The organism is Psychrobacter pulmonis (assembly GCF_904846465.1).
Lineage (GTDB): Bacteria > Pseudomonadota > Gammaproteobacteria > Pseudomonadales > Moraxellaceae > Psychrobacter > Psychrobacter faecalis.
In genome coordinates, this window is record NZ_CAJHAT010000003.1 from 33,426 (window position 1) to 53,047 (window position 19,622).

Genomic DNA, 19,622 nt, shown 5'->3' on the forward strand with positions numbered 1-19,622 from the left:
TTGAATTAGTAAGTTTCGAGCTACTGTGCTGAGGTATAAACAGGCTTACCTTCGCTGTCTACCACCTCGTTCCATTTCGCTTTAAATAAAGCCACGGCCGTATCAGAAAAAGGCACGTAATCAAGGCTCATCGCATCATCATCGCCTTGAGCATAAGCCCAATCGAAGAAGTTAAGGACACCTGCCACTTGTTTAGCATCTTGCGGCTGTTTGTGGACTAAGATAAAGGTCGCAGCAGCGATAGGCCATGCTTGGTCGGTCTCAGAGTTGGTGATGACTTTATAAAAGCCTTCTTGCTTTGACCAATCAATGTCCCCAGCGGCGGCGAATGTCTGTGCAGACGGTTGCACGACGTTGCCGGCGGCATTTTTCAGAGCAACGTGTGACATGCCATTTTGCTTAGCATAGGCATATTCAACGTAGCCGATAGAGTTTTTCATACGCGTCACATAGCTTGACACGCCTTCGTTACCTTTACCGCCAGCACCGGTTGCCGAGGTTGGCCATTTCACGGTTTTATCGACGCCAACGCTGTCTTTCCAATCGTTTGACACTTTGGCTAAATAATCGGTAAAGTTAAAGGTTGTGCCCGAACCGTCTGAGCGGAACACTGTGGTAATGGCGGCGTCAGGAAGGCTTAAGTCAGGATTCATAGCTTTGATGGCAGGGTCATCCCATTTGCTGATTTTACCAAGATAGATGTCAGCGAGCATTTTTCCATCGAGCTTCAATTGACCAGGCGCAACGCCATCGATATTGACGATAGGTACCACGCCGCCGATAACGGTCGGGAATTGAATCAGACCGGCTTCCTCTAATTCCGCTGGCGTCATCGGCGCATCGGACGCGCCAAAATCCACCGTTTTTGCGACGATTTGTTTGATACCGCCCGATGAACCAATCGACTGATAGTTCACTTGACCGCCAGTTGCTTTATGATAGGCATCTGACCATTTAGCATAGATAGGCTGCGGGAAAGAGGCGCCAGCGCCGGTGATATTCATCGACACATTGTCTGTTGATTGGACGTCTGTCGACTGAACGTTTGCGGTGTCGGTAGGCGCGGTGGTTGATTGCGCCGAAGTAGCGGGCTCATTGCTTTCATTACTATTGGGGGGTTGATTACAAGCAGCTAAGGTAAAGGTACTCGCGACTGCTAAAGCCATTAATGAATAACGCATTGTTTCTCCTAGAAAGTAATCAGATTTAAGTATGGGGCGTTTATGAATAACAATGTCGCTGCCCAGGTTTTTAGTAATGTATTGCTAACGATGTTTGGTTAGCAAGGTTTTGCTACAAAGACGCTCGGTAGTCAATGAGCACATTGTGCCGAGCAAATATGACAGTTTGATGAAATAAGACATTTTTATGAAAAAAGTTGGTCAATTAAAAACGCAGCCCAATAAAGCAGTCGTTTAAGGGGATTGCGGCTGCTATCTAGCGCAAAATTCGTTATGATGAGCCGTTGGTTTTTTTTGGGGCGTAAGGGTTTAAGGCTAAGCGTTCAAAGCACAGCGCTTAAAGTATAGGGCTGAAAGTACAGTGTTTGAGCTGCAATGTTTAAGGCGCAGCATTTAACGTATCGAGTCACTGTGTCATCAAACTGTCATAATTAAGCCGTTTAATGGGCAGACGTTGATAAGGGCTTAGTATTTTTGTTTTCCAATTTTTTGTCTTTCAATAATGAGGCGATGGTATGCGCAATGAGCAGATTTTGATTGTCGAAGATGAACCTGCAATTCGTGAGATGGTGGTAATGACGCTAGAGATGGCGGGCTTTGAGAGTTTACAAGCGGCTGACGTCGCAGAAGCGCATCAACAAGTGGTGGATCATAGACCCGCGTTGATTTTGCTAGATTGGATGTTACCGGGTGATAAAAGTGGTATTGATTTTTGCCGTATGCTTAAAAATGATGAGATGTTGGCTGAGATACCCGTGATTATGCTGACGGCCAAAAGTGAGGAAGATAGTAAGGTTCATGGGCTTGATGCGGGCGCTGATGACTATATGACCAAACCCTTTTCAACGCGTGAATTAATCTCCAGAATCAAAGCCGTATTACGCCGTAGTCGTGCGCTTAGTAGCGATAAGCCAATTGAAATAGGCAAGCTTAGCCTCGATCCTAAAAGCCAGCGTATCACCGCTGATAATAAAGTCATTGATATCGGACCGACAGAATATCGCTTGCTGGCGTTTTTTATGAGTCATCCCGAGCGTGCTTATACGCGCACCCAGCTGCTAGATCAGGTCTGGGGCGGCAATGTCTATATCGAAGATCGTACGATTGATGTGCACATCCGGCGTTTACGCAAATTACTACAGCCTTATGGTTGCAGTGCCTTGATTCAAACGGTTCGCGGTACCGGTTATCGGTTTTCGAGTCTGGTTGAATAACGCTATCGATTTTGAAAAATAGCCCATTATTTACAAGGCAGCTTACGAGGCAGGAAACCAGCGTTAAGAACATTCAGTGCTCAGAGGCATAAATATTTAGAATATTGAGTACTGAGAAGCATAAGTATTGAGAATATTTGGTGCTAAGAATAGTCAGTGCTAATAATAAGTGCTAAGCATCATACTGGTAATAAAAAAGAGAGAAACACATGATAACGCCAAGGGATATTGAGCAACAGGACATCGAGCAATACTCCACCGATCAGCTGAAAAAAATCAGAAGTGCCTTACGCGCATTGCGAGATGCGGTTATCTTGCTCAATGGTGACGATGGTTTGGAGTGGTGGAATCAGGCCGCCGAAGATTTATTATTGCTACAGTCAGCGGACCATGGCAAAAGTATTTTTGACTTTATTAATGTCCCTGAGTTTCATCAGTACTATCAGAATAAGATCACGCCCAATGATGGCGTACACATGAAGTCATGGCGTGACCCTAACCGTTATCTTAAATGTGAGCTCACGCCTTTTGGCGATGAAAAGCTGCTGATTATTTATGATGTGACCCGCTTACAACACTTAGAGCAAATGCGCCGCGACTTTGTGGCCAATGTCTCGCATGAATTGCGAACACCACTCACCGTACTGATGGGCTATCTGGAGAATTTTTCTGATCAAGAAGAGATGCCGCGGCAATGGCGACGCGGGTTTGAGCTAATGACGCAGCAGACTGCGCGTATGAATAGGGTGGTCAATGACTTATTATTGCTATCACGAATTGAAATCGAAGAGACGCATGAGCTGCATTATATTGATATGACTAAGCTGCTCACCCATGTCTATGACGACGCGCAAGCGTATAATCAAGAATACGGCCATACGCTGCACCTGCAGATAGATACCTATGATGGTCTCTACGGCTCGGAGATGTATTTAAACAGTGCGTTGTCCAATTTGGTCATCAATGCCATTAAATATACGCCAAAAGGCGGCAATATTGTTATCAGTTGGGCAAAAGTGGCAGAAGGCTGTCGCTTTGCCGTCACCGATAATGGTATTGGTATTGCGCCCGAGCATGTCGCGCGATTGACCGAGCGTTTTTACCGAGTAGACAGCGGGCGTAGTCGGGAAACAGGCGGCACAGGGCTGGGGCTAGCAATAGTCAAGCATGTGTTATATCAATACGACACAACCCTGCAAATCGCATCGACAGAAGGCAAAGGCTCAACCTTTAGCGCCGTATTTCCTCCTGCTCATATTCGTTCAGCTGTTATAGATTGAGTTTCTTACCTTTTAGCTTTTAGCCTTTAGGTTTATTATCGTTTACCTTCCTCGGTCAATTCAACATAGCGATTATGATAATTTAACAATACCTTTTAGGATGTGTATAGAATTCAAATGAGTGGCAACCAGATAAAGACACAAGCAAGCATTACCGCTGCTGCATAGCTATCTTTGAGCTTATGATATCGCGTGGCCATGCCCCTAAAATGTTTCAACCTAGCAAAAGCGTTTTCTACCAAGTGACGGCAACGATACAAATACCAGTCTAGTGTGTCATTGTTGCTGTTTTTAGAGTTCGACTTAACGGGTATGACTGATACCACCATGAACGCCAGATATTTGCTCAGGACGCAAGTTCTCTTTAAGCTTGTCTGTCACCCATGCCCAGAGGTCAGCCACAATAGTTGTGGCGTTGTTAGCCCGTCTGTCACAAGCCTTGTTATTAGCATGCTTTGCTCGGTAACCTCGTAGGCTTTTATTGCGTCTAAGCTCTCTTGATATGGTACTGGGACTTCTGTTTAACGCCCTCGCTATGAAATTAATACTATGTTTTGCCCCTTTAAGGGCATAAATCTGGTATCGTTCACCTAGGCTTAGATGTGTATAGCTCATGGTTGCAATCTCACTTTGGTCGGTGGATAAAAACTTTGATGCTAGCGCATCTAGGTCTTTTTTTCACCTTGCATTTGGTATTGCACTTCATGTGTTAATCTAAGTGATTATTTTCATGAGCTTTTGCCATTTACCGGTTTTACGCCAATAACGGTATTGATGATATATGCGAGACCAATGACCGAAATAAGAAGGTAAGTCTCGCCATGGACAGCCTACTCTTATGCGGTACAGCATGCCTTCAACGGTACGTCTTAGATTGGGCTTGTTATATACGTTAATTTGTCGCAATATAATAAATAGCTTGTGCCAAAGTTCATCGTTGAGCTTGGTGCGAGTCATAAGTGATGCCTTATTTCTTTGTTGTGGTAAACAGTAGAGTAAGGCGTTGCTTATGTTTTTCAATGGTTCCTCAATTCTATACAGCCCCTAGATTTTTTGCATCTTTCTGCTTCTCAACTTTATGCTGGTCTTCTGTGCTATCGACTTTCCAATAGCTGGATATGTATAAATGCGTTTTTGGTATTGAAAAATATGTTTTAAAGTGATGGCGCAGGGCGCGCATACTATGAAATTCACATGCTGCCCACACCGCAGGCTGGCCTGCTAGCCACGTAAGCGTTTTAACCCTTTCAAGTAATGGGCTGCTTTCGGTATTTGGATGTGAGTTGATCACCCAGTGAATGTCAACGTTGTCTGGTTTTTTGAGTAGTTGCTTATCCGCTTCACTGGTGACCTCAAGGACTGCATAGCCGCAGGCATCAGCAGGTAGCTGGGCAAGATTAACGCTAATGGCTGGTAGCGCTGTCATATCACCAACCAATAAAAACCAATCTGCCTCATTATTAATCAGCTTCTTTGGCCCTGGGCCGCCGACCAATATTTGCTCACCCACTTGGGCGTTACGTGCCCACATTGAAGCAGGGCCTTCAGCGTCGTGCAAGGCAAAGTCGATATCTATTTCACCCTCACGTTGACCGCTAATGGTATAAGTGCGCATCAGTGGCCGAGCCCCATGGTCTTGAGGAAATATGAGTTTGATATAAGCGCTTTCTTGATCTGTTGGAAAGTCAATCAAGCCAGCACCGCCAAGCGTGACGCGGCACATATGTGGCGTGATGTATTTGGTGCAAATAACATTCAGTATTCTTGGAGCGGGTTTTGCCATTTTGATACCTTTCTTAATTTAAGTGTTTCATGTTTTAAGTCATCAGTTTGGATAACGCCAGTATATAAAATTGACATTCTCTAGTAATGATAAGCTATATATTGTTTAAAAGTTGGCCTTCAGACTGACGGACATCTGGCGCTCGGGTCCCATCCAGCAGTTATTACTATCGTAGCAAGTACCGACATAGGTTTTATCAAACAAATTATTGATACTAGCGCCAACGGTGAGCATCGGATGGATTTGATAGGTGCCACCAATATCTACCAAGGTCACACTTGGCAGCTCGTCTGAATTTTGCTTATCAAGTTGCATGCCGTCTTCATATCGAACCCCTGCATTGAGAGTAAGCTTATCTGTGGCGTAATAGTCTGCCCACAGTGTTGCTTTGTGTTTAGCGGTTTGTGCTGGCGTATTGCCGACCACGTCAGGGTTGAATTCATCTTCGGTAATCTCAGCATCGGTATAGCTGTAGCTTGCAGCAATATCTACCCAATCACTTAGCATGTGGCTGCCTGAAACCTCGAACCCTTTAGAGGTGATTTCACCCGTTTGAGTTTGACTTCTATAACTGATTTCATCAGCCACCACGACGTTCTTTTGCGTAATATCAAACACCGCCAACGTTCCTTGTGTGGCGCGATCTGGGGACAGATATTTGATACCAGCTTCTAACTGGTCAGCGGTGGTGGGCTCAAATGCCTTATTAGTAACAAAGTTGCTACCGACAACAGGCTGAAACGACTGTGAATAGCTGGCATAAGGAGAGAAGCCATTATCAAAGTCATAAATGGCAGCAAGGCGACCACTGGTTTTTGATGCGCTGTTATCAATCGTTTTGTTACTATAAACCGCACCTTTAGAGGCGTCGGTTTGCTCAGTAGTACTGTCGAACTTATCGTGGCGTAATCCTGCTACTACCGTCAAATCTTGCCACTGCATCTCATCTTGTATATAAAACCCCAGCTGGCTTTGTTCGATATCATCTTTCTGTCGATAAATATCTAATGGCAAAGTGTCAGCATTGATTTGGGAAGAATCGGGTTTGGACAAATCAAGGTTGGGGGTGCCATCTGCGCCAGCATCATAATAAGTGGCGCTACTGTCAGTTTCTTGATATTCCACACCAAATAATAAATTATGCGAAGTATTGGCAGTATCTAACTGATAAGCCAGCTGATTGTCTGTGGTCCAGTTGTTCATCTTTTCATCAGTGGTATAGGCCACACGATTTAAAATCTTGTCGCTACCCGTGATAAATCCTTCTTGATTGTACATATTGCGCTGCTGCGCTTCGGCATCGGTATAGCGTAGGATATGCTTAAAGGTTAATTTGTCATTGATAGCCCAGTTGACAGTCACACTTGGCATCAGTACTTCTTTGCTAAAATGATTCCACTCGTCACCTGCGTAGGCATCACTATCTAGCTTGCCATAGCTGGCATTGTAGACTGTCCCAACAGCTGGCAGCGGAGTGGAAGGCACCATCTCTGGATCGTCTTGGTAAAAAAGATTGGCAAGAACGGAGACATCTTCTGTCGGTCGCCATTCAAGTGACGGATTAATTAAAGTGCGTTCTTCTTCTGTGGTCTGCATCTGACCCTCTTTTTTACGTTTTAATGCCACCAAGCGATAATTAAGCGTATCTGAAATAGGGCCTGTCGTATCGACCGACATTTCTTTGAGGTTTTGATTGCCAAAGCGCAACTGTACTTCAGACTCTTGGGTGCTTTTTGGTGTTTTGGCGACCTGATTGACCATGCCACCTGGTGCCGCGTAGCCGTAAAGTGAAGATGCTGGGCCTTTTAACACTTCTACCGCTTCAGTCGCATAAATGTCTACTTGCGGCATCAGGTTCCAAGCGCCGTCGTAGGGGAGGCGCAATCCATCATAAAAATTGGAATAAGTCTTAAAACCACGAATGTTGTATTCATCAAAAATAGATACCGTACCGCGGCTCTCAGTACTCACGCCGGGCTCATAACGCAACGCTGCATTAACGCTATCTGCTTGGCGTTTTTGTAATAGTTCTTGATTGATTCTCGTATAACTCATTGGAGCATCGTTAGGATCTAATGCGGTTTTGGTGCCCGTACTGCGGTAGCTATCGGCATAAACAGTAATAGTATCTAAGGTCGTCGCTGGTGTCGGATTAACAGTAGTAATATTCTCATCTTCGTTTTGGATATCTTCAATATGATTTGTCGTTTCTTCAGCATATGCAGCATGGCTAATACTCATTAATAAACCAATCCTGACTGCTATTCTTAGTTGTTTCTTTCGGGCAGATTTGGAACATAAAAGAGACGGCATCGTATTTCCTTTCAGATAGAAGTAGTTGACGGTTTTAAATTAAAAGATAAGTATATAAATACGGAGATAATGATAACACTAATGATTATTGTTATCATTAAAAAATTACAATAAGAGTTATTATAGACATATTAGAAGTGGTCATTGGCGACACTTACATGAGATACATCAGTCGTGCATTAAATACGGGCAGTACCAAAGAGGTACCTTGGGTGCTAGAACTGTCGCCAATGCTGCTGTCAGGGTCAACCAAAGGTGAGAACGGTAACGCGTCTAATATTCCCATTATGATTGTTACGGTAGATAGGTTTGCTCGTGAGATTGGCTTTGAAGGGTGTTATCAGCTGAATCTACCACAAGGCGCGACAGAAGTGTGGACGATTAGCAAAATTCTATGAGCTATGATATGAAAAGTCCAACGGCTGACCGTACGGTACATATCGACCGCTATTCGGGGAAGATATTGGCTGATATCCGCTTTGAGGATTACAATGATTTCGGCAAATTTATGGCAGCGGGTTCGGCTATTCATATGGGAACGCTAGGATTATGGAGCGTCTTAGCCAATGTGCTGTTTTGCTTATCTGTGATTGCAATTTGTGTGAGCGGTTATGTCATGTGGTGGCAACGTCGTCCTCGTAATACCAACGAAATCACTGGACTAAATCCACCAGCATGTGAACAAGATTTTTCTATATGGTGGCCGTTTGCCATTCCATTGCTTGTGGTGGCTATTATATTCCCAGCAGCAATCGTTGTGATTTTGGCTATTGCGTTATTGGATCTCCTTCTGCTCTCCTGTGTCGAGTTCTTACAGAAGCTATTTAAGTAATCAATACTGTTAAATTTAGTCCGTAATAGTTAACGTCTGATAGATACTGGGCTTAATTGAGGCGACCTTTAGAAGGTAGCCTTTTTTGCTGTGCTATTTTTATTTATAGTGCTTTCTATCAAAATATTTCAATACTGTATTGATAATCATTATTATTATCTTTATCATGTACAAACTCTAATGTAACAAACCATATATTTACTCACCAATACTTTAATAAATAGCTCATTTTTTATAGCGTTTTATTAAGCTGACAAGTAATCGTGAGCATTGTTGCTTTGAATAACTGCCTTCCCTCAAATCCTCCTCACTTTCATTGAGATATCATTGATGTTTATGATTACACAAAGTAGAAAACAGCATAAACCTAACCCTTTAAGTTGGTTTGTTAAACGAACCATGCACCTTTCAGCCATTGCTTCGTTGGCAGTAAGCTCATCTATGATTCATGCTGAAGTATCACAGCAACCAAACGATGACAACGGCATTGAAATCAATAGTGATGACAATAGGTCAGAACCAAGTACCACGCTACCAACTATCGTGGTCATGGCAGAGACCAATAAACAAGTCACGGAAAATACTGACAGCTATACAATCCCTGTCACCAGTAGCGCCACGGGTATGGACTTGTCGGCCAGAGAAACCCCGCAAGCGGTCAGTGTGGTTACCAACCAGCAAATCAAAGATCAAAACTCAAACACCCTAATAGATGTGCTTAAACGCACGCCTGCTATCCAAGTAAGTAGCGTTGATGGCGCGCGTAATGGTCTTTCATCAAGAGGCTTTGCTATCAATAGCTTCCAAATTGACGGCTTAAATACCGACTTTGTCCAGCAAGCTGCCATGGGCGAATACTCTGCTAATACCGCGATGTTTGACCATGTTGAAATCGTACGCGGCGCGACTGGTTTGATGAGTGGCTCAGGAGACCCTTCTGCCAATGTCAACTTGATACGCAAGCGGGCTGATAGTAGCGTTCCTGCTACAGAGCTATCCGCCAATGTTGATCGTTATGGGCAATATGGTCTCAGTGTTGACCGTAGTCAGTCATTAAGCGAAAGTGGGGCGGTACGAGGCCGAGTGGTGGCTAGCTATCAAGATGGTGATACCTTTATCGACCGTCAAGAATTGGGTCAAAGTCTGCTTTATGCCACAGTAGATGCGGACCTGGGCGACAGCACCACGGTCAGTGTGGGTGCTAGCCGTCAACACAATAAATCAAAATCAACCATGTGGGGCGGCTTGCCAAACTATCTAAGTGATGGCTCAAAAGCAGATTGGGATACCAGTAAAAATGGCAGCGCAGATTGGACAAACTGGGATTCTGATAATACCTATTACTTTGCAGATATTGATCATGATTTTAATGCCGATTGGAACTTAACCACCAATGCCAGCTATAACGAGAGTGACAGTAGTCCAAAGTTGCTTTATATGTATGCCAATGGCGACCAAGTCGTGAATCCTGATACCGGACTGATTTTTAACCTAAACCCATTTCATGCCGATACCGAACGCAAACAGTTCAATGTCAAAAGCAAGTTAACCGGTAATTTTGATGCGCTGGGAAAGACGCATAAGCTCATCGTAGGTGGCTCCTATAGCAAAAGTGATCTTGATACTTTTACTTATAAGTCACCGCCTGATGGTATATTGCCGCTCCCAGATTTTTCTGACTGGGATGGCAGTTATCCTGAACCAGAATGGGGAGCGCGCAATCGCAGCTCTGATGTCACAACCAAAGAAAAAGCTATTTTTGCAGCAACTCAGCTCAAACTATCGGATCCTTTAGCCGTTATTTTAGGCACGCGTGTGTCTGATTTTGAACGCTCAGGTGTGCAGTATGGCCGTAACGTCAACACGGAAGCCAAACATATCTGGACTCCGTACGCAGGGATTACCTATGCGGTTAATGACAATCACAGTCTTTATACCAGCTACAGTGATATCTTCAAACCTCAAACTCAGCGTGATATAAACGGTAAATTCCTCGATCCTATCGAAGGTAAAAACTATGAAATCGGCCTAAAAAGTGAGTCAGATAACGGCACATTACAAAGCCAAGTGAGTATTTTCAGAATCGAGCAGGACAATCTTGCTCAACTCGATGGCGGTCAAATAATACCCGGCACCGATCTGGAGAAAGCCTACTACGGAGCAAAAGGTGCCACCAGTCAGGGCGTAGAAGTACAAGTGTCTGGTCAAATCAGCGACCAACTGCAAGCGAGTGTTGGTTATACGCATTTCAATGCTGAAGACAACAAGGGCAAAACCATCAATACAGGCTTTGCTGATACCACACTGAATCTGTTTGCCACTTATAATCTTGCTCATATCATTCCTAATTTAACCATTGGCGGCGGCGTTGACTGGTCAAATGGATACTATGGCATTGTCAAAAACCCTGTGACGAAACAATCTGAAAAGTACGGTCAAGATGACGTGACGCTTGCCAATATCATGGCAAGATATAGCTTTAACGACAATCTTGAAGCGCAGGTTAATGTGAATAATTTGTTCAATCAAAAGTATCTTGCGGGCAGCACTTTTAGTGAATTGACTTACGGTGAGCCTTTGAATGTAGTCGGCAGATTAACCTATCGCTTTTAATCGATCGCTTTCACTTTTATGCCGATCATGACCTTACACTTTCACACGCAGGCAGTCACATGAGTAAGCGCCGTAGCAGTCATGGTTTTTATCTACCTGAGTTTAAAGTCCTCAGTCGTATTTTTTTAGCGATTATTGGTAGCTATGGCATCGCGGTGCTTACGAGTTTGACGTTTTTGGCCTTACCTATAGATGAGATTTCTGCCATCTATTGGGGTCAAATTGCTAGCGTTGTTGTATGCGCGCTCATTCTTGTCTTAGTATTTTTTTTGCGACGTTTATGGCTGGCATGGACGCTGGTCGTCGGTATTGCAGGGATATTAGGGATGTTTGATTATGTCGCTATTTAGATTTTTCTTACCATCAGGCTGTTATTATGCCATCAGACACTACTAAGATCCAAACTGCCACAATCAGTAATATTCAGACAAAAAATAAAACTAAAGTGAAGGGCTATCGAGTTATTTTGTCTGACGTCCATACTTGGTTTGGCCTGTTGTTAGGTTGGTTGCTATTCACCATTTTTCTGATGGGCACAGTCAGTTATTTTAATAATGAGCTGACGGCATGGATGCAACCTGAAATTCCGGCACGCTCTCAGCAAACGCCATTCACGTCTTCAACATTTACGCACAACCGAAATATGACAAATCTAGAAGATAAGTTAGATGGTTTTGCTATGGCAATCACTCACTTACAGCAAACCCAAGCCCATGCCAAAAACTGGTTTATTGCTAAAGATATTGATAGCGATAATATTGCTCAACGTCTGCATATTAATGTGACTACAGATGACAAAAGGCTAAAATACCAGTTTGATACGCAAACCCAAATGGCATATACACCAAGAGATACCGTAGGCGGTCACTTCTTTTATCGTATGCATTTTGATTTGCATTATATGAGTGTGATATGGGCCAGAATTATCGTCGGTATAGCTTCTATGATGATGTTGATTGCTATTATCACAGGCGTTATTGTCCACAAAAAAATATTCACGGATTTTTTTACCTTTCGTTGGGGTAAGGGGCAACGCTCGTGGCTTGATGCGCACAATGCTTTTTCTGTGCTGCCAATACCGTTCCATTTGATGATTACCTTTACCGGCATCATTACCTTGATAACCTTGTATATGCCGTGGGCAGGCATGGTGTCTGGGGTAGATAATGAGCAGTTTTTTAAGGAAATTTACTCTTATCGGGCAGCGGATGCAACCCAGTTACAGGCTGCCCCTATGGCCAGTATTGCTCCATTGCTTGCCACGACACAATCTGATTGGCGAAAACGTAACCCCAATTATACCGTGACCAGTGTCAGTATTAATCATCCCAATACTGACCAAAGTATGATTATTATCGACGGTAAAGCCGAGCATCAATTATCGACATTAGGGGTGTTTCGTATTTATGATGGGCAAACAGGGGAAGTACTCAAAGACAGTCGACCGCCGCCGCTCGCTGTGCAAACACAAGCGGTCATGATAGGTTTGCATGCAGGACGCTTTGCTGATAATTGGCTGCGTTGGTTGTACTTTTTATGTGGTACAGCGGGCTGCGGTATGATTGCATCAGGCTTAGTGCTTTGGACGGTTAAACGTCGCCGCCAATTATTAACTATAGATAAGCCTGATTGGGGATTTTGGTTAGTAGAAAAGCTCAATATTGCCACACTGGCGGGATTACCTTTAGCGATGATAGGTTTTTTATGGCTCAATCGTTTATTGCCGCTTGAGTTAATAGGGCGAGGCAAGTGGGAGGTAGATGGATTTTTTATCATCTGGGCGTTTGGTTTTTTGCTGACGTTATTACTGTCTAGTCGCCAGGCGTGGCGTCTATTATTAACATTGGTCACTCTATTGCTTTTATTCACACCGCTACTCAACGGCCTAACTACCGAGCGCGGATTGCTTCACAGTATCTTGAGCGTCGATGTGCTATTCATCAGCTTTGACGTTATGTTTTTTATTCTAGCCTTGCTGTTTGCTTATATCACTTATGTGGTCAGTTTTAAGAAAGCATCTCACCAGCAAAAAATAAAGTCGCCTAGTCGTTCAAAGCTTCAAATGGAAAATGTATAGTATGTCTAACGCGCTGTTATCTGGATTACTATTGGCATTTAATCTGTTAGGTATGATGGCATTAATGATGACCAGTAAAAGACATAGGGATAAGTTTCATCATTATAAGCAGAAACGATATATCACTAAACAGCAATGGTTACGATGGCTGGGGTTGCTACTGCTATTGATAAGTTTTATCTTCCCTTTTTTTGCACCTCCTACTGGTTATTTTATCGTTGTCTGGTTTGCCAGCTTAATCGTAGCAGCAGGAGTTGTATATTTGAGCATGGTCATTTATGAAAAATTGGCCTAGTCAGTTTATATAAAAGTGCCAAATTCAAAATAAAATGCTGCTATAAAATTTCCCCGCTTGCAGTATGCTTTGATATTAAACATTTTAATAGTACGACTTATTAGCAATTATTCTAGCTGAGCAATTACTCTAACATAGCAATGGCGTCCGCACTGGCACGTTGGCGTTCTTCTGCATTTAACTCCGTAAGTCTTCCTTCTTTCATCATCAGCAAGCGGTCAGCATGCTCAAAATAACCGTCATCATGACTGATAATAAACAGTGTTTTGCCCATGGCTCTTAATTCAGGAATCAGCGTTTGATAAAATACTCGGCGAAAAGCAGGGTCTTGGTCAGCGGCCCATTCATCGAGCAGCAGAAAGTCTTTTTGTTCAGCGACAGCGAGCAGCATGGCCAAGCGTTTGCGTTGTCCTTGTGACAGCTTGTCGGTAGACAGTCGATGGTCAGTTACTGTCACTTTATCTTGCAAATTTAATTTATGCAGCCACTCGGTCATTAAAGACATATCAGGGTCATTGTCTTGGCTGCCAATGAGTTGTTTAAAAAGATGTTGATCGCTAAAAATAGCAGAAAACAGCTGCCGATAATTGGTATTATTTTCCGAATCAATCGTCTGCTGGTCTACTTTTACAGCGCCTGTCGTAGGCGTAAAAATACCAGTAATGATTTTTGCAAGGGTAGATTTACCGCTGCCATTAGAGCCTATCAAAAATACCACTTCGCCGCGCTTCAAGGTGAGATTGACGTTTTTTAGAATATAATCAGTAAGCGACTTATTTTCAGTCACAGTTTCTTGTGTATTGTGGTTTATACCTTGATAGCGATAGCTCACATTGTTCAGTGAGATGGTCTGCCAGTCATTTGCTGCCATATTGGTTAAAAACGCTGGCTGATAATCAGCAAGCGCCAACGTCTGTATTTTATCTAACGCGACTTGCGCCGTTTGTAAAGTGGGATAAGCGCCAACGGCTTGTAGCAGCGGCGATTGCATAAATAGAATGGTTAAAGAAAAAGTGGTGGCAACGCTCATGGGTATATTAAGATAGTTTGAGACCGCAAAGACGACGCCAATCGCTGCAAACATCATAATGTTCGACCAATTCACTGCTGATAAGTGAAAGGTATCCGCTTTAATAACACGCTCTTTATAAGACTGAGCATGACTTAAAAAATCATTGGTATACAGCTTTTGCGCGCGGTGCTGATTAAGTGCAAGCTCTTTTCGCCCTTCGATAATAGATTGATAATCTTGATACAAAAGATCATTAATCTCCCTTAATTCCGTTAAATGCTTATAAACGTGCTTCACCAAAATAGTGCTTATCCAAATCGTCATCACAATCCAAACCATGATGATCAGCAATAATGGCAATGACAACCAACCCAAATATAAGGCAACTCCGCTAGATAAAATAATCCCCTGAACCAACTCTGGCATACGGACAAAGGCGACGGTAATCGATTGGATATCGGTAGACAAGCTGGCGAGTAGTTGGGCGTTCCCTAACTTGTCAATCTGCGGAACGTTGGTATCGATGATTTGTTTGACCAGCTTGGTTCTGAGCTCATACACAAATCTATGACCCAAGCGGGTTAGGGCATATTGCGATAAAAAAGTCGTGACCAATAGCAGAACCACTAACGCTGAAAAATAGCCTAAGCTCTGCCATGATAAGGTATTAAAAACAGGCTGACTGATAAAGGTGTGGTTAATATAAGCAATAATACCCACACTGACCGCGGCATTGACTAAATTCAGTAAGATAACTTTGAGAAAAGGCAGGCGATAATGCGACCAGATCATATGATATAGAGAGGCTGTAGCGCGAGAGGACATAAGGACTCAATAATAAAATGAATTTTGCGTATTTTTAGATAGCACAAAAGGGAGTAGGTGGCGCCTAATCCCTTTTATTTAACTCTGGTAATGATTCTATAACGATAATTTAATCAGTATAGTAGTCTCATTGGCCAAGCTTAGCGTTTAAATTTAAAAGTCAAACGTCGCTGATACTTTTAATGCCGTGGGTTCACCGGCATTTAAATAACCAGCATCTGTATAGCCACCGACTGACTGCCAATAATCTTCGCCCGTGACATTGGTTACCATGCCTTTTAAGGTAACATTTTGTCCGGCCAGTACGGTTTTATAGCGAGCTCCAAGATCTAACGTGGTATAACCGTCAACCTTTAAGGTATTGGCATTATCGGCATAACGAGGGCCTGTATGAATGATGTCACCTGTTAAGGTTAATCCTTCGAGTGCCGCAAAATAGCGATAATGTTGTCGTGTCGTTATTGAAGTATTAACCATATAGGTTACGCTCTAATACGCCGCATCAAATATAGAAAATAAGCCCCGCCAATAATGGCAGCGATGGTGCCAGCAGGAATCTCATAGGGAAATATGAGATAGCGTCCAACCCAGTCTGCTATGACCATTAAGCCGGCGCCTAAGATAGCGGACAGTTGAATTTGACGTTTGAGCTTCACCGCGCCTAATGTGCTGGCAAGGTGAGGAATCATCAGACCCACAAAACTGAGGGGACCCACTGCCAACGTTGATATCGTACTCAGTAATGCTACAAGAATGAGTATCAAGCTTTGATACAATCTCAAAGATACCCCAAGCTCACGGGCAATCCCGCTACCTAGGCTCAATATTTCTAATGGTTTGATGACCATAAAGCTTAATAGGAAAAGTATAAAAGCCAACCCTACTAAAATCCATGCCGTTTCTGGACTGGCAAGGTACGTAGAACCTGATAGCCAACTTAACACCGCTTGTAACCGTTGATCGCCAGATATTTTTACCAGGCTTAATAAACCGCCCATCAATGCGGCAATGGCCACACCAACCAATAATAAATAAGCTGGATTGATTCGACGGGCAAGCCATAAGATCAAACTAAGGACGATAAAAGCGCCCAACAATCCTGATAATATAATACCTGTATAGCCAAAACTGGGTAGGAAAACAAAGGCCAATACCACGCCTATTGCTGAGCCTGAGCTAATACCGAGTACTTCAGGGCTAGCCATAGGATTGCGAGTCAAGGTTTGTAGCAGCACGCCAGCAGTGGCTAGCATTACGCCAGTGGCGGCTGCGCTTAACGTGCGAGGCAATCTAAAGTCAATAATTAAATGTCTTAGCGTACTAAGCTGCCAGCCATTTGAAGTCGCCGTAAAGATAAGTACGCCTATGATCAACAGTATTAAGGCGATTCCCCAACTTATTAAATGAGTGTCACGGCGTTCTGAAATCAAGGTTGGAATAACCTCATCGGTATGTTGACGACTTTGGCTCACAATTAACCATATTACCAATGGCGCACCAAGGATGGCCGTCATTGCATCAGCAGGAATATTTAGGCTTAAATAATGTTGTAACAGCGTCGTGGCATTACTGGTGATCCATAACAACAGCGCTCCAAACACATAACCCAAAAGCAGGCGGTAACCAATACGCCGTACCGAAAACACATTAACCAGTGTGGCAGCTCCCAAACCAATAAAACCAATAGGACCCACGCGACTGACCACTAGGGCGGTCAGTAGTGCCACCAATCCCACTACCAATCCACGAATGAGATTGATAGGAACGCCCAAACTTTTGGCTTGCCTATCATCTAAGCTCATTATTTCTAATGGCTTTAATAAAGGCACTAAGCTAATAAAGGCGACCACACTAGCGGTGCTTAATACGGCAGATACTTGCCAGTTATTCTGCGTGAGACTGCCCGCCGCCCAGACCATAACGTTTAAGGTTTCTTCAGCATAATAAATCAATAATAAAGCAGTAATAGCGCCCAATAAAATATTGGTTACCAGTCCGCCAAGCACCAATACCAAAGGATTCATACGGCTAGGCGCAGCTAGAAGAAAAACAATCGCCATACTACCAAGTGCGCCAATAAAGGCGACCCAAAAACTTCCCCCCAACGCTAAAGTAGGCAGGAATAACGTGACAATGAGCAGCGCCATATTTGCACCGCTACCGACTGCTAGTGTCGTGTCTGAGGCCAATGTGTTTTTTACCAGCTGTTGTAATAAAACACTGACCAATCCTAAAAGACCACCAGCGGTCAATGCTACCAACATAGTCGGTAGGATTTGTAGCTGGATACTCATGTCCGAAAGTGATAGGTCAAAAGAGGGGGTGAACAATTCTAAAAAAGTGAGAGACCATAGCTGATGTACGACTGCATAACCGCTCACTACTGCTAGCAGCATTAAGAAAACGACCATCATATAAATACGGTTAGCAGACAAAAAATTATTTTTATTCATCATAAATCGGTATGGCCTACAAAAGTGACATTCGTTAAGCGCTCAGCCAAAACATTCATAGAAGCCACGCCACTGTTGTTCCATGTCGCAGGCAGTAAGGTGATACAGCGGCCTTTTTTGCTAGATGCATGCGCTTGATTAAAGGAATAACCCAAGCGCTGCCACACCAAGCTGTTTTCTAATTCAAGTTTGAGAAGGTCACTAAGAGGTTCAACGACCACAAGGCAGGTATCGTCATCAAGCTGCGCTAAATCTCCTAGCATAATGGGCGTAAACCCCCATTGATTGCCATCTGCCAACGCCACTAGCTGTAATTCCATCGTGTCTAAAGCAGGTTGAAACAAGCTATTATACGAAAACATACGCAAATTATTGGTATCGGCAAATTGCACGACAGCCAATTTTTTGATATGAGGATAACGCGCATGAAAAGTCTGTCCTGCTTGAATGATTTGTTTCTTACTGTTGTCTAAATAATCTTGCGCGGCTTGCGGTTTATTGATAGATCGGCCCAATTCTAACGTTGGTTCTATAAAGTCCTCCCACTTTGCAATTTTGTTAGAACTGGTCAATTCAATAGAGTGGATAGGCAAATCGCCGTACATAGGACGCAGGTGCGCATAAAAATCGTTGTCTATGACCAAATCCAAATCTAACTGAGAGAACATTTCAGGGTTGGGCTGATAGCGTGTTCCTACGTCGAGAGTCGTATCAGGTATAAGAGGCTTACCGACCCATTCTCTATAGAAAGGTTTATCACCCATAGCAACTGGTGGGTATCCCATGGCAGTCAGCGTCGCCGCAATACCCCAATCAGGCGTCATGACTTTAGGTGTTTTTTGACTTTCTTGAGGCGACATTGCTTGTGGCGCTTGTGATGTAGCGTCAGACGACTGGCAACTGCTTAACAATAAACTTAAGCATAATGCCACACATAGCCCGAACGAAAAGGTGAGCGCTTTCATATAACTGCGACTTTATGAGTAGTGGTAGGATGGGTTAGTAGGGTAAAATCGACACCAAATATCGAGCGCAGTACATCCTTTTCCATCGTGCGTTTTACATCACTCATATGGCACAACTTGCCTTGTTTTAAAGCGATAAATTCATCACAAAACCTTGCTGCTAGATTTAGGTCGTGCAGGATAATCACAACACCTAAGCCTTGCTCATCGACCAATTGACGAATCAGTTTTAACACTTCTATTTGATAGACCACATCCAGCGCCGCTAGTGGCTCATCCAATAGAAGATACTTTGTTTGCTGGGCAAGGCACATCGCCAGCCAGACGCGCGCACGCTCACCACCTGACAACGTCGATACTTGGCGATCTCTAAAGGCGTCAACTTGAGTGAGGGCGATGGCTTTTTCTACTTGTTGACGGTCGTCGGTAGTCGGCTTTTGCAGCCATTTTTGATGAGGGTATCTACCCAACATCACAAGTTCATAGACCGTAAAAGCGCCCGCATCAGGTAGGTTTTGCGGTAAATAGGCAAGATGCGTGGCCAGTCTTTTAGCGGAAAAGCTACGCAAATCTTGACGTTCTATTTCAATGCCACCTTGCGTGGGCGTCATTTCTCCTGCCATGGCTTTTATAAGGCTAGATTTTCCCGAACCATTATGGCCAATGAGGGCATACAGTTTATTTGGTTCGATAATAAAAGAAGTAGGATGAAGCAAAACTTTTTTTTGACGAATTAGGCTTAAATTATTGATGTGCATCATAGTGAGCAGTCGAAAGTA

16 protein-coding genes and 1 pseudogene are annotated in these 19,622 nt (G+C 43.5%); 8 read left to right on the top strand and 9 right to left on the bottom strand.

Annotated elements, in window-relative coordinates:
- Positions 1-20: 20 nt before the first annotated feature.
- The gene (gene pstS, locus JMX70_RS06585; protein WP_201590676.1) at positions 21-1,181 is read right to left on the bottom strand and encodes a phosphate ABC transporter substrate-binding protein PstS; all 1,161 of its coding nucleotides are present in this window, start codon (positions 1,179-1,181) and stop codon (positions 21-23) included.
- A gap of 515 nt (positions 1,182-1,696) precedes the next feature.
- Here pstS and phoB point away from each other — a divergent pair.
- On the top strand, positions 1,697-2,395 hold the full coding sequence (gene phoB, locus JMX70_RS06590; protein WP_102076460.1) for a phosphate regulon transcriptional regulator PhoB: 699 nt from the start codon (positions 1,697-1,699) through the stop codon (positions 2,393-2,395).
- 209 nt (positions 2,396-2,604) lie between these two features.
- Complete coding sequence (gene phoR, locus JMX70_RS06595; protein WP_201590678.1) at positions 2,605-3,675, top strand: phosphate regulon sensor histidine kinase PhoR; 1,071 nt, start codon at positions 2,605-2,607, stop codon at positions 3,673-3,675.
- Positions 3,676-3,788: 113 nt separating this feature from the next.
- On the opposite strand, the pseudogene JMX70_RS12660 reads toward phoR, so the two are convergent.
- The 3 genes and pseudogenes from JMX70_RS12660 to JMX70_RS06620 all read right to left on the bottom strand — a co-directional run bounded on the left by JMX70_RS12660 (position 3,789) and on the right by JMX70_RS06620 (position 7,699).
- Positions 3,789-4,632 (bottom strand): annotated as a pseudogene (locus JMX70_RS12660) (transposase).
- 76 nt (positions 4,633-4,708) lie between these two features.
- A complete protein-coding gene (locus tag JMX70_RS06615; protein WP_201590680.1) occupies positions 4,709-5,458 on the bottom strand; it encodes a siderophore-interacting protein in 750 nt (249 codons plus the stop codon).
- Between the two features lie 105 nt (positions 5,459-5,563).
- Entirely contained in the window at positions 5,564-7,699 is a 2,136-nt protein-coding gene (locus JMX70_RS06620) for a TonB-dependent siderophore receptor (protein ID WP_227671188.1), read from the bottom strand.
- Between the two features lie 230 nt (positions 7,700-7,929).
- Here JMX70_RS06620 and JMX70_RS12595 point away from each other — a divergent pair, with 230 nt between their 5' ends.
- The 6 genes from JMX70_RS12595 to JMX70_RS06645 all read left to right on the top strand — a co-directional run bounded on the left by JMX70_RS12595 (position 7,930) and on the right by JMX70_RS06645 (position 13,588).
- Positions 7,930-8,169, top strand: a complete 240-nt coding sequence (locus JMX70_RS12595) for a hypothetical protein (protein WP_265089129.1) — start codon at positions 7,930-7,932, stop codon at positions 8,167-8,169.
- Between the two features lie 8 nt (positions 8,170-8,177).
- Positions 8,178-8,603: a PepSY domain-containing protein gene (locus tag JMX70_RS06625; protein WP_265089130.1), complete on the top strand. Its 426-nt coding sequence runs from the start codon at positions 8,178-8,180 to the stop codon at positions 8,601-8,603.
- Positions 8,604-8,939: 336 nt separating this feature from the next.
- Entirely contained in the window at positions 8,940-11,216 is a 2,277-nt protein-coding gene (locus JMX70_RS06630; RefSeq protein WP_201590686.1) for a TonB-dependent siderophore receptor, read from the top strand.
- Positions 11,217-11,275: 59 nt separating this feature from the next.
- A complete protein-coding gene (locus JMX70_RS06635) occupies positions 11,276-11,566 on the top strand; it encodes a hypothetical protein (RefSeq protein ID WP_201590689.1) in 291 nt (96 codons plus the stop codon).
- Positions 11,567-11,592: 26 nt separating this feature from the next.
- Positions 11,593-13,293, top strand: coding sequence for a PepSY-associated TM helix domain-containing protein (locus JMX70_RS06640; RefSeq protein ID WP_201590691.1), 1,701 nt, complete (start codon positions 11,593-11,595; stop codon positions 13,291-13,293).
- 1 nt (position 13,294) lies between these two features.
- Positions 13,295-13,588 (top strand): DUF3325 family protein, encoded by a 294-nt coding sequence (locus tag JMX70_RS06645; protein ID WP_193031969.1) that lies wholly within the window; start codon positions 13,295-13,297, stop codon positions 13,586-13,588.
- A gap of 124 nt (positions 13,589-13,712) precedes the next feature.
- Here the strand turns inward: JMX70_RS06645 and JMX70_RS06650 are convergent, their stop codons facing one another.
- The 5 genes from JMX70_RS06650 to JMX70_RS06670 all read right to left on the bottom strand — a co-directional run bounded on the left by JMX70_RS06650 (position 13,713) and on the right by JMX70_RS06670 (position 19,604).
- Positions 13,713-15,425, bottom strand: a complete 1,713-nt coding sequence (locus JMX70_RS06650; RefSeq protein WP_201590693.1) for a multidrug ABC transporter permease/ATP-binding protein — start codon at positions 15,423-15,425, stop codon at positions 13,713-13,715.
- A 153-nt stretch (positions 15,426-15,578) separates the two neighbouring features.
- The gene (locus tag JMX70_RS06655) at positions 15,579-15,902 is read right to left on the bottom strand and encodes a TonB-dependent receptor domain-containing protein (protein WP_225211715.1); all 324 of its coding nucleotides are present in this window, start codon (positions 15,900-15,902) and stop codon (positions 15,579-15,581) included.
- Between the two features lie 5 nt (positions 15,903-15,907).
- The gene (gene fhuB, locus JMX70_RS06660; protein WP_201590695.1) at positions 15,908-17,881 is read right to left on the bottom strand and encodes a Fe(3+)-hydroxamate ABC transporter permease FhuB; all 1,974 of its coding nucleotides are present in this window, start codon (positions 17,879-17,881) and stop codon (positions 15,908-15,910) included.
- Entirely contained in the window at positions 17,878-18,843 is a 966-nt protein-coding gene (locus tag JMX70_RS06665) for an ABC transporter substrate-binding protein (RefSeq protein WP_201590697.1), read from the bottom strand. Before JMX70_RS06665 ends, fhuB begins: the two co-directional genes overlap by 4 nt.
- Complete coding sequence (locus tag JMX70_RS06670; RefSeq protein WP_201590699.1) at positions 18,840-19,604, bottom strand: ABC transporter ATP-binding protein; 765 nt, start codon at positions 19,602-19,604, stop codon at positions 18,840-18,842. The genes JMX70_RS06665 and JMX70_RS06670 overlap by 4 nt, the downstream gene beginning before the upstream one ends.
- Positions 19,605-19,622: the final 18 nt, after the last annotated feature.

What these genes read in the sequence shown, in the direction of transcription:
- JMX70_RS06645 (WP_193031969.1), top strand. Translation starts at nt 13,295, where the DNA reads ATGTCTAACGCGCTGTTATCTGGATTACTATTGGCATTTAATCTGTTA.
- JMX70_RS06625 (WP_265089130.1), top strand. Translation starts at nt 8,178, where the DNA reads ATGAAAAGTCCAACGGCTGACCGTACGGTACATATCGACCGCTATTCG.
- phoR (WP_201590678.1), top strand. Translation starts at nt 2,605, where the DNA reads ATGATAACGCCAAGGGATATTGAGCAACAGGACATCGAGCAATACTCC.
- JMX70_RS06635 (WP_201590689.1), top strand. Translation starts at nt 11,276, where the DNA reads ATGAGTAAGCGCCGTAGCAGTCATGGTTTTTATCTACCTGAGTTTAAA.
- JMX70_RS06620 (WP_227671188.1), bottom strand. Translation starts at nt 7,699, where the DNA reads ATGAGTATTAGCCATGCTGCATATGCTGAAGAAACGACAAATCATATT.
- JMX70_RS06665 (WP_201590697.1), bottom strand. Translation starts at nt 18,843, where the DNA reads ATGAAAGCGCTCACCTTTTCGTTCGGGCTATGTGTGGCATTATGCTTA.
- JMX70_RS06615 (WP_201590680.1), bottom strand. Translation starts at nt 5,458, where the DNA reads ATGGCAAAACCCGCTCCAAGAATACTGAATGTTATTTGCACCAAATAC.
- JMX70_RS06650 (WP_201590693.1), bottom strand. Translation starts at nt 15,425, where the DNA reads ATGTCCTCTCGCGCTACAGCCTCTCTATATCATATGATCTGGTCGCAT.
- JMX70_RS06630 (WP_201590686.1), top strand. Translation starts at nt 8,940, where the DNA reads ATGATTACACAAAGTAGAAAACAGCATAAACCTAACCCTTTAAGTTGG.
- JMX70_RS06670 (WP_201590699.1), bottom strand. Translation starts at nt 19,604, where the DNA reads ATGATGCACATCAATAATTTAAGCCTAATTCGTCAAAAAAAAGTTTTG.
- JMX70_RS06655 (WP_225211715.1), bottom strand. Translation starts at nt 15,902, where the DNA reads ATGGTTAATACTTCAATAACGACACGACAACATTATCGCTATTTTGCG.
- JMX70_RS06640 (WP_201590691.1), top strand. Translation starts at nt 11,593, where the DNA reads ATGCCATCAGACACTACTAAGATCCAAACTGCCACAATCAGTAATATT.
- pstS (WP_201590676.1), bottom strand. Translation starts at nt 1,181, where the DNA reads ATGCGTTATTCATTAATGGCTTTAGCAGTCGCGAGTACCTTTACCTTA.
- fhuB (WP_201590695.1), bottom strand. Translation starts at nt 17,881, where the DNA reads ATGATGAATAAAAATAATTTTTTGTCTGCTAACCGTATTTATATGATG.
- JMX70_RS12595 (WP_265089129.1), top strand. Translation starts at nt 7,930, where the DNA reads ATGAGATACATCAGTCGTGCATTAAATACGGGCAGTACCAAAGAGGTA.
- phoB (WP_102076460.1), top strand. Translation starts at nt 1,697, where the DNA reads ATGCGCAATGAGCAGATTTTGATTGTCGAAGATGAACCTGCAATTCGT.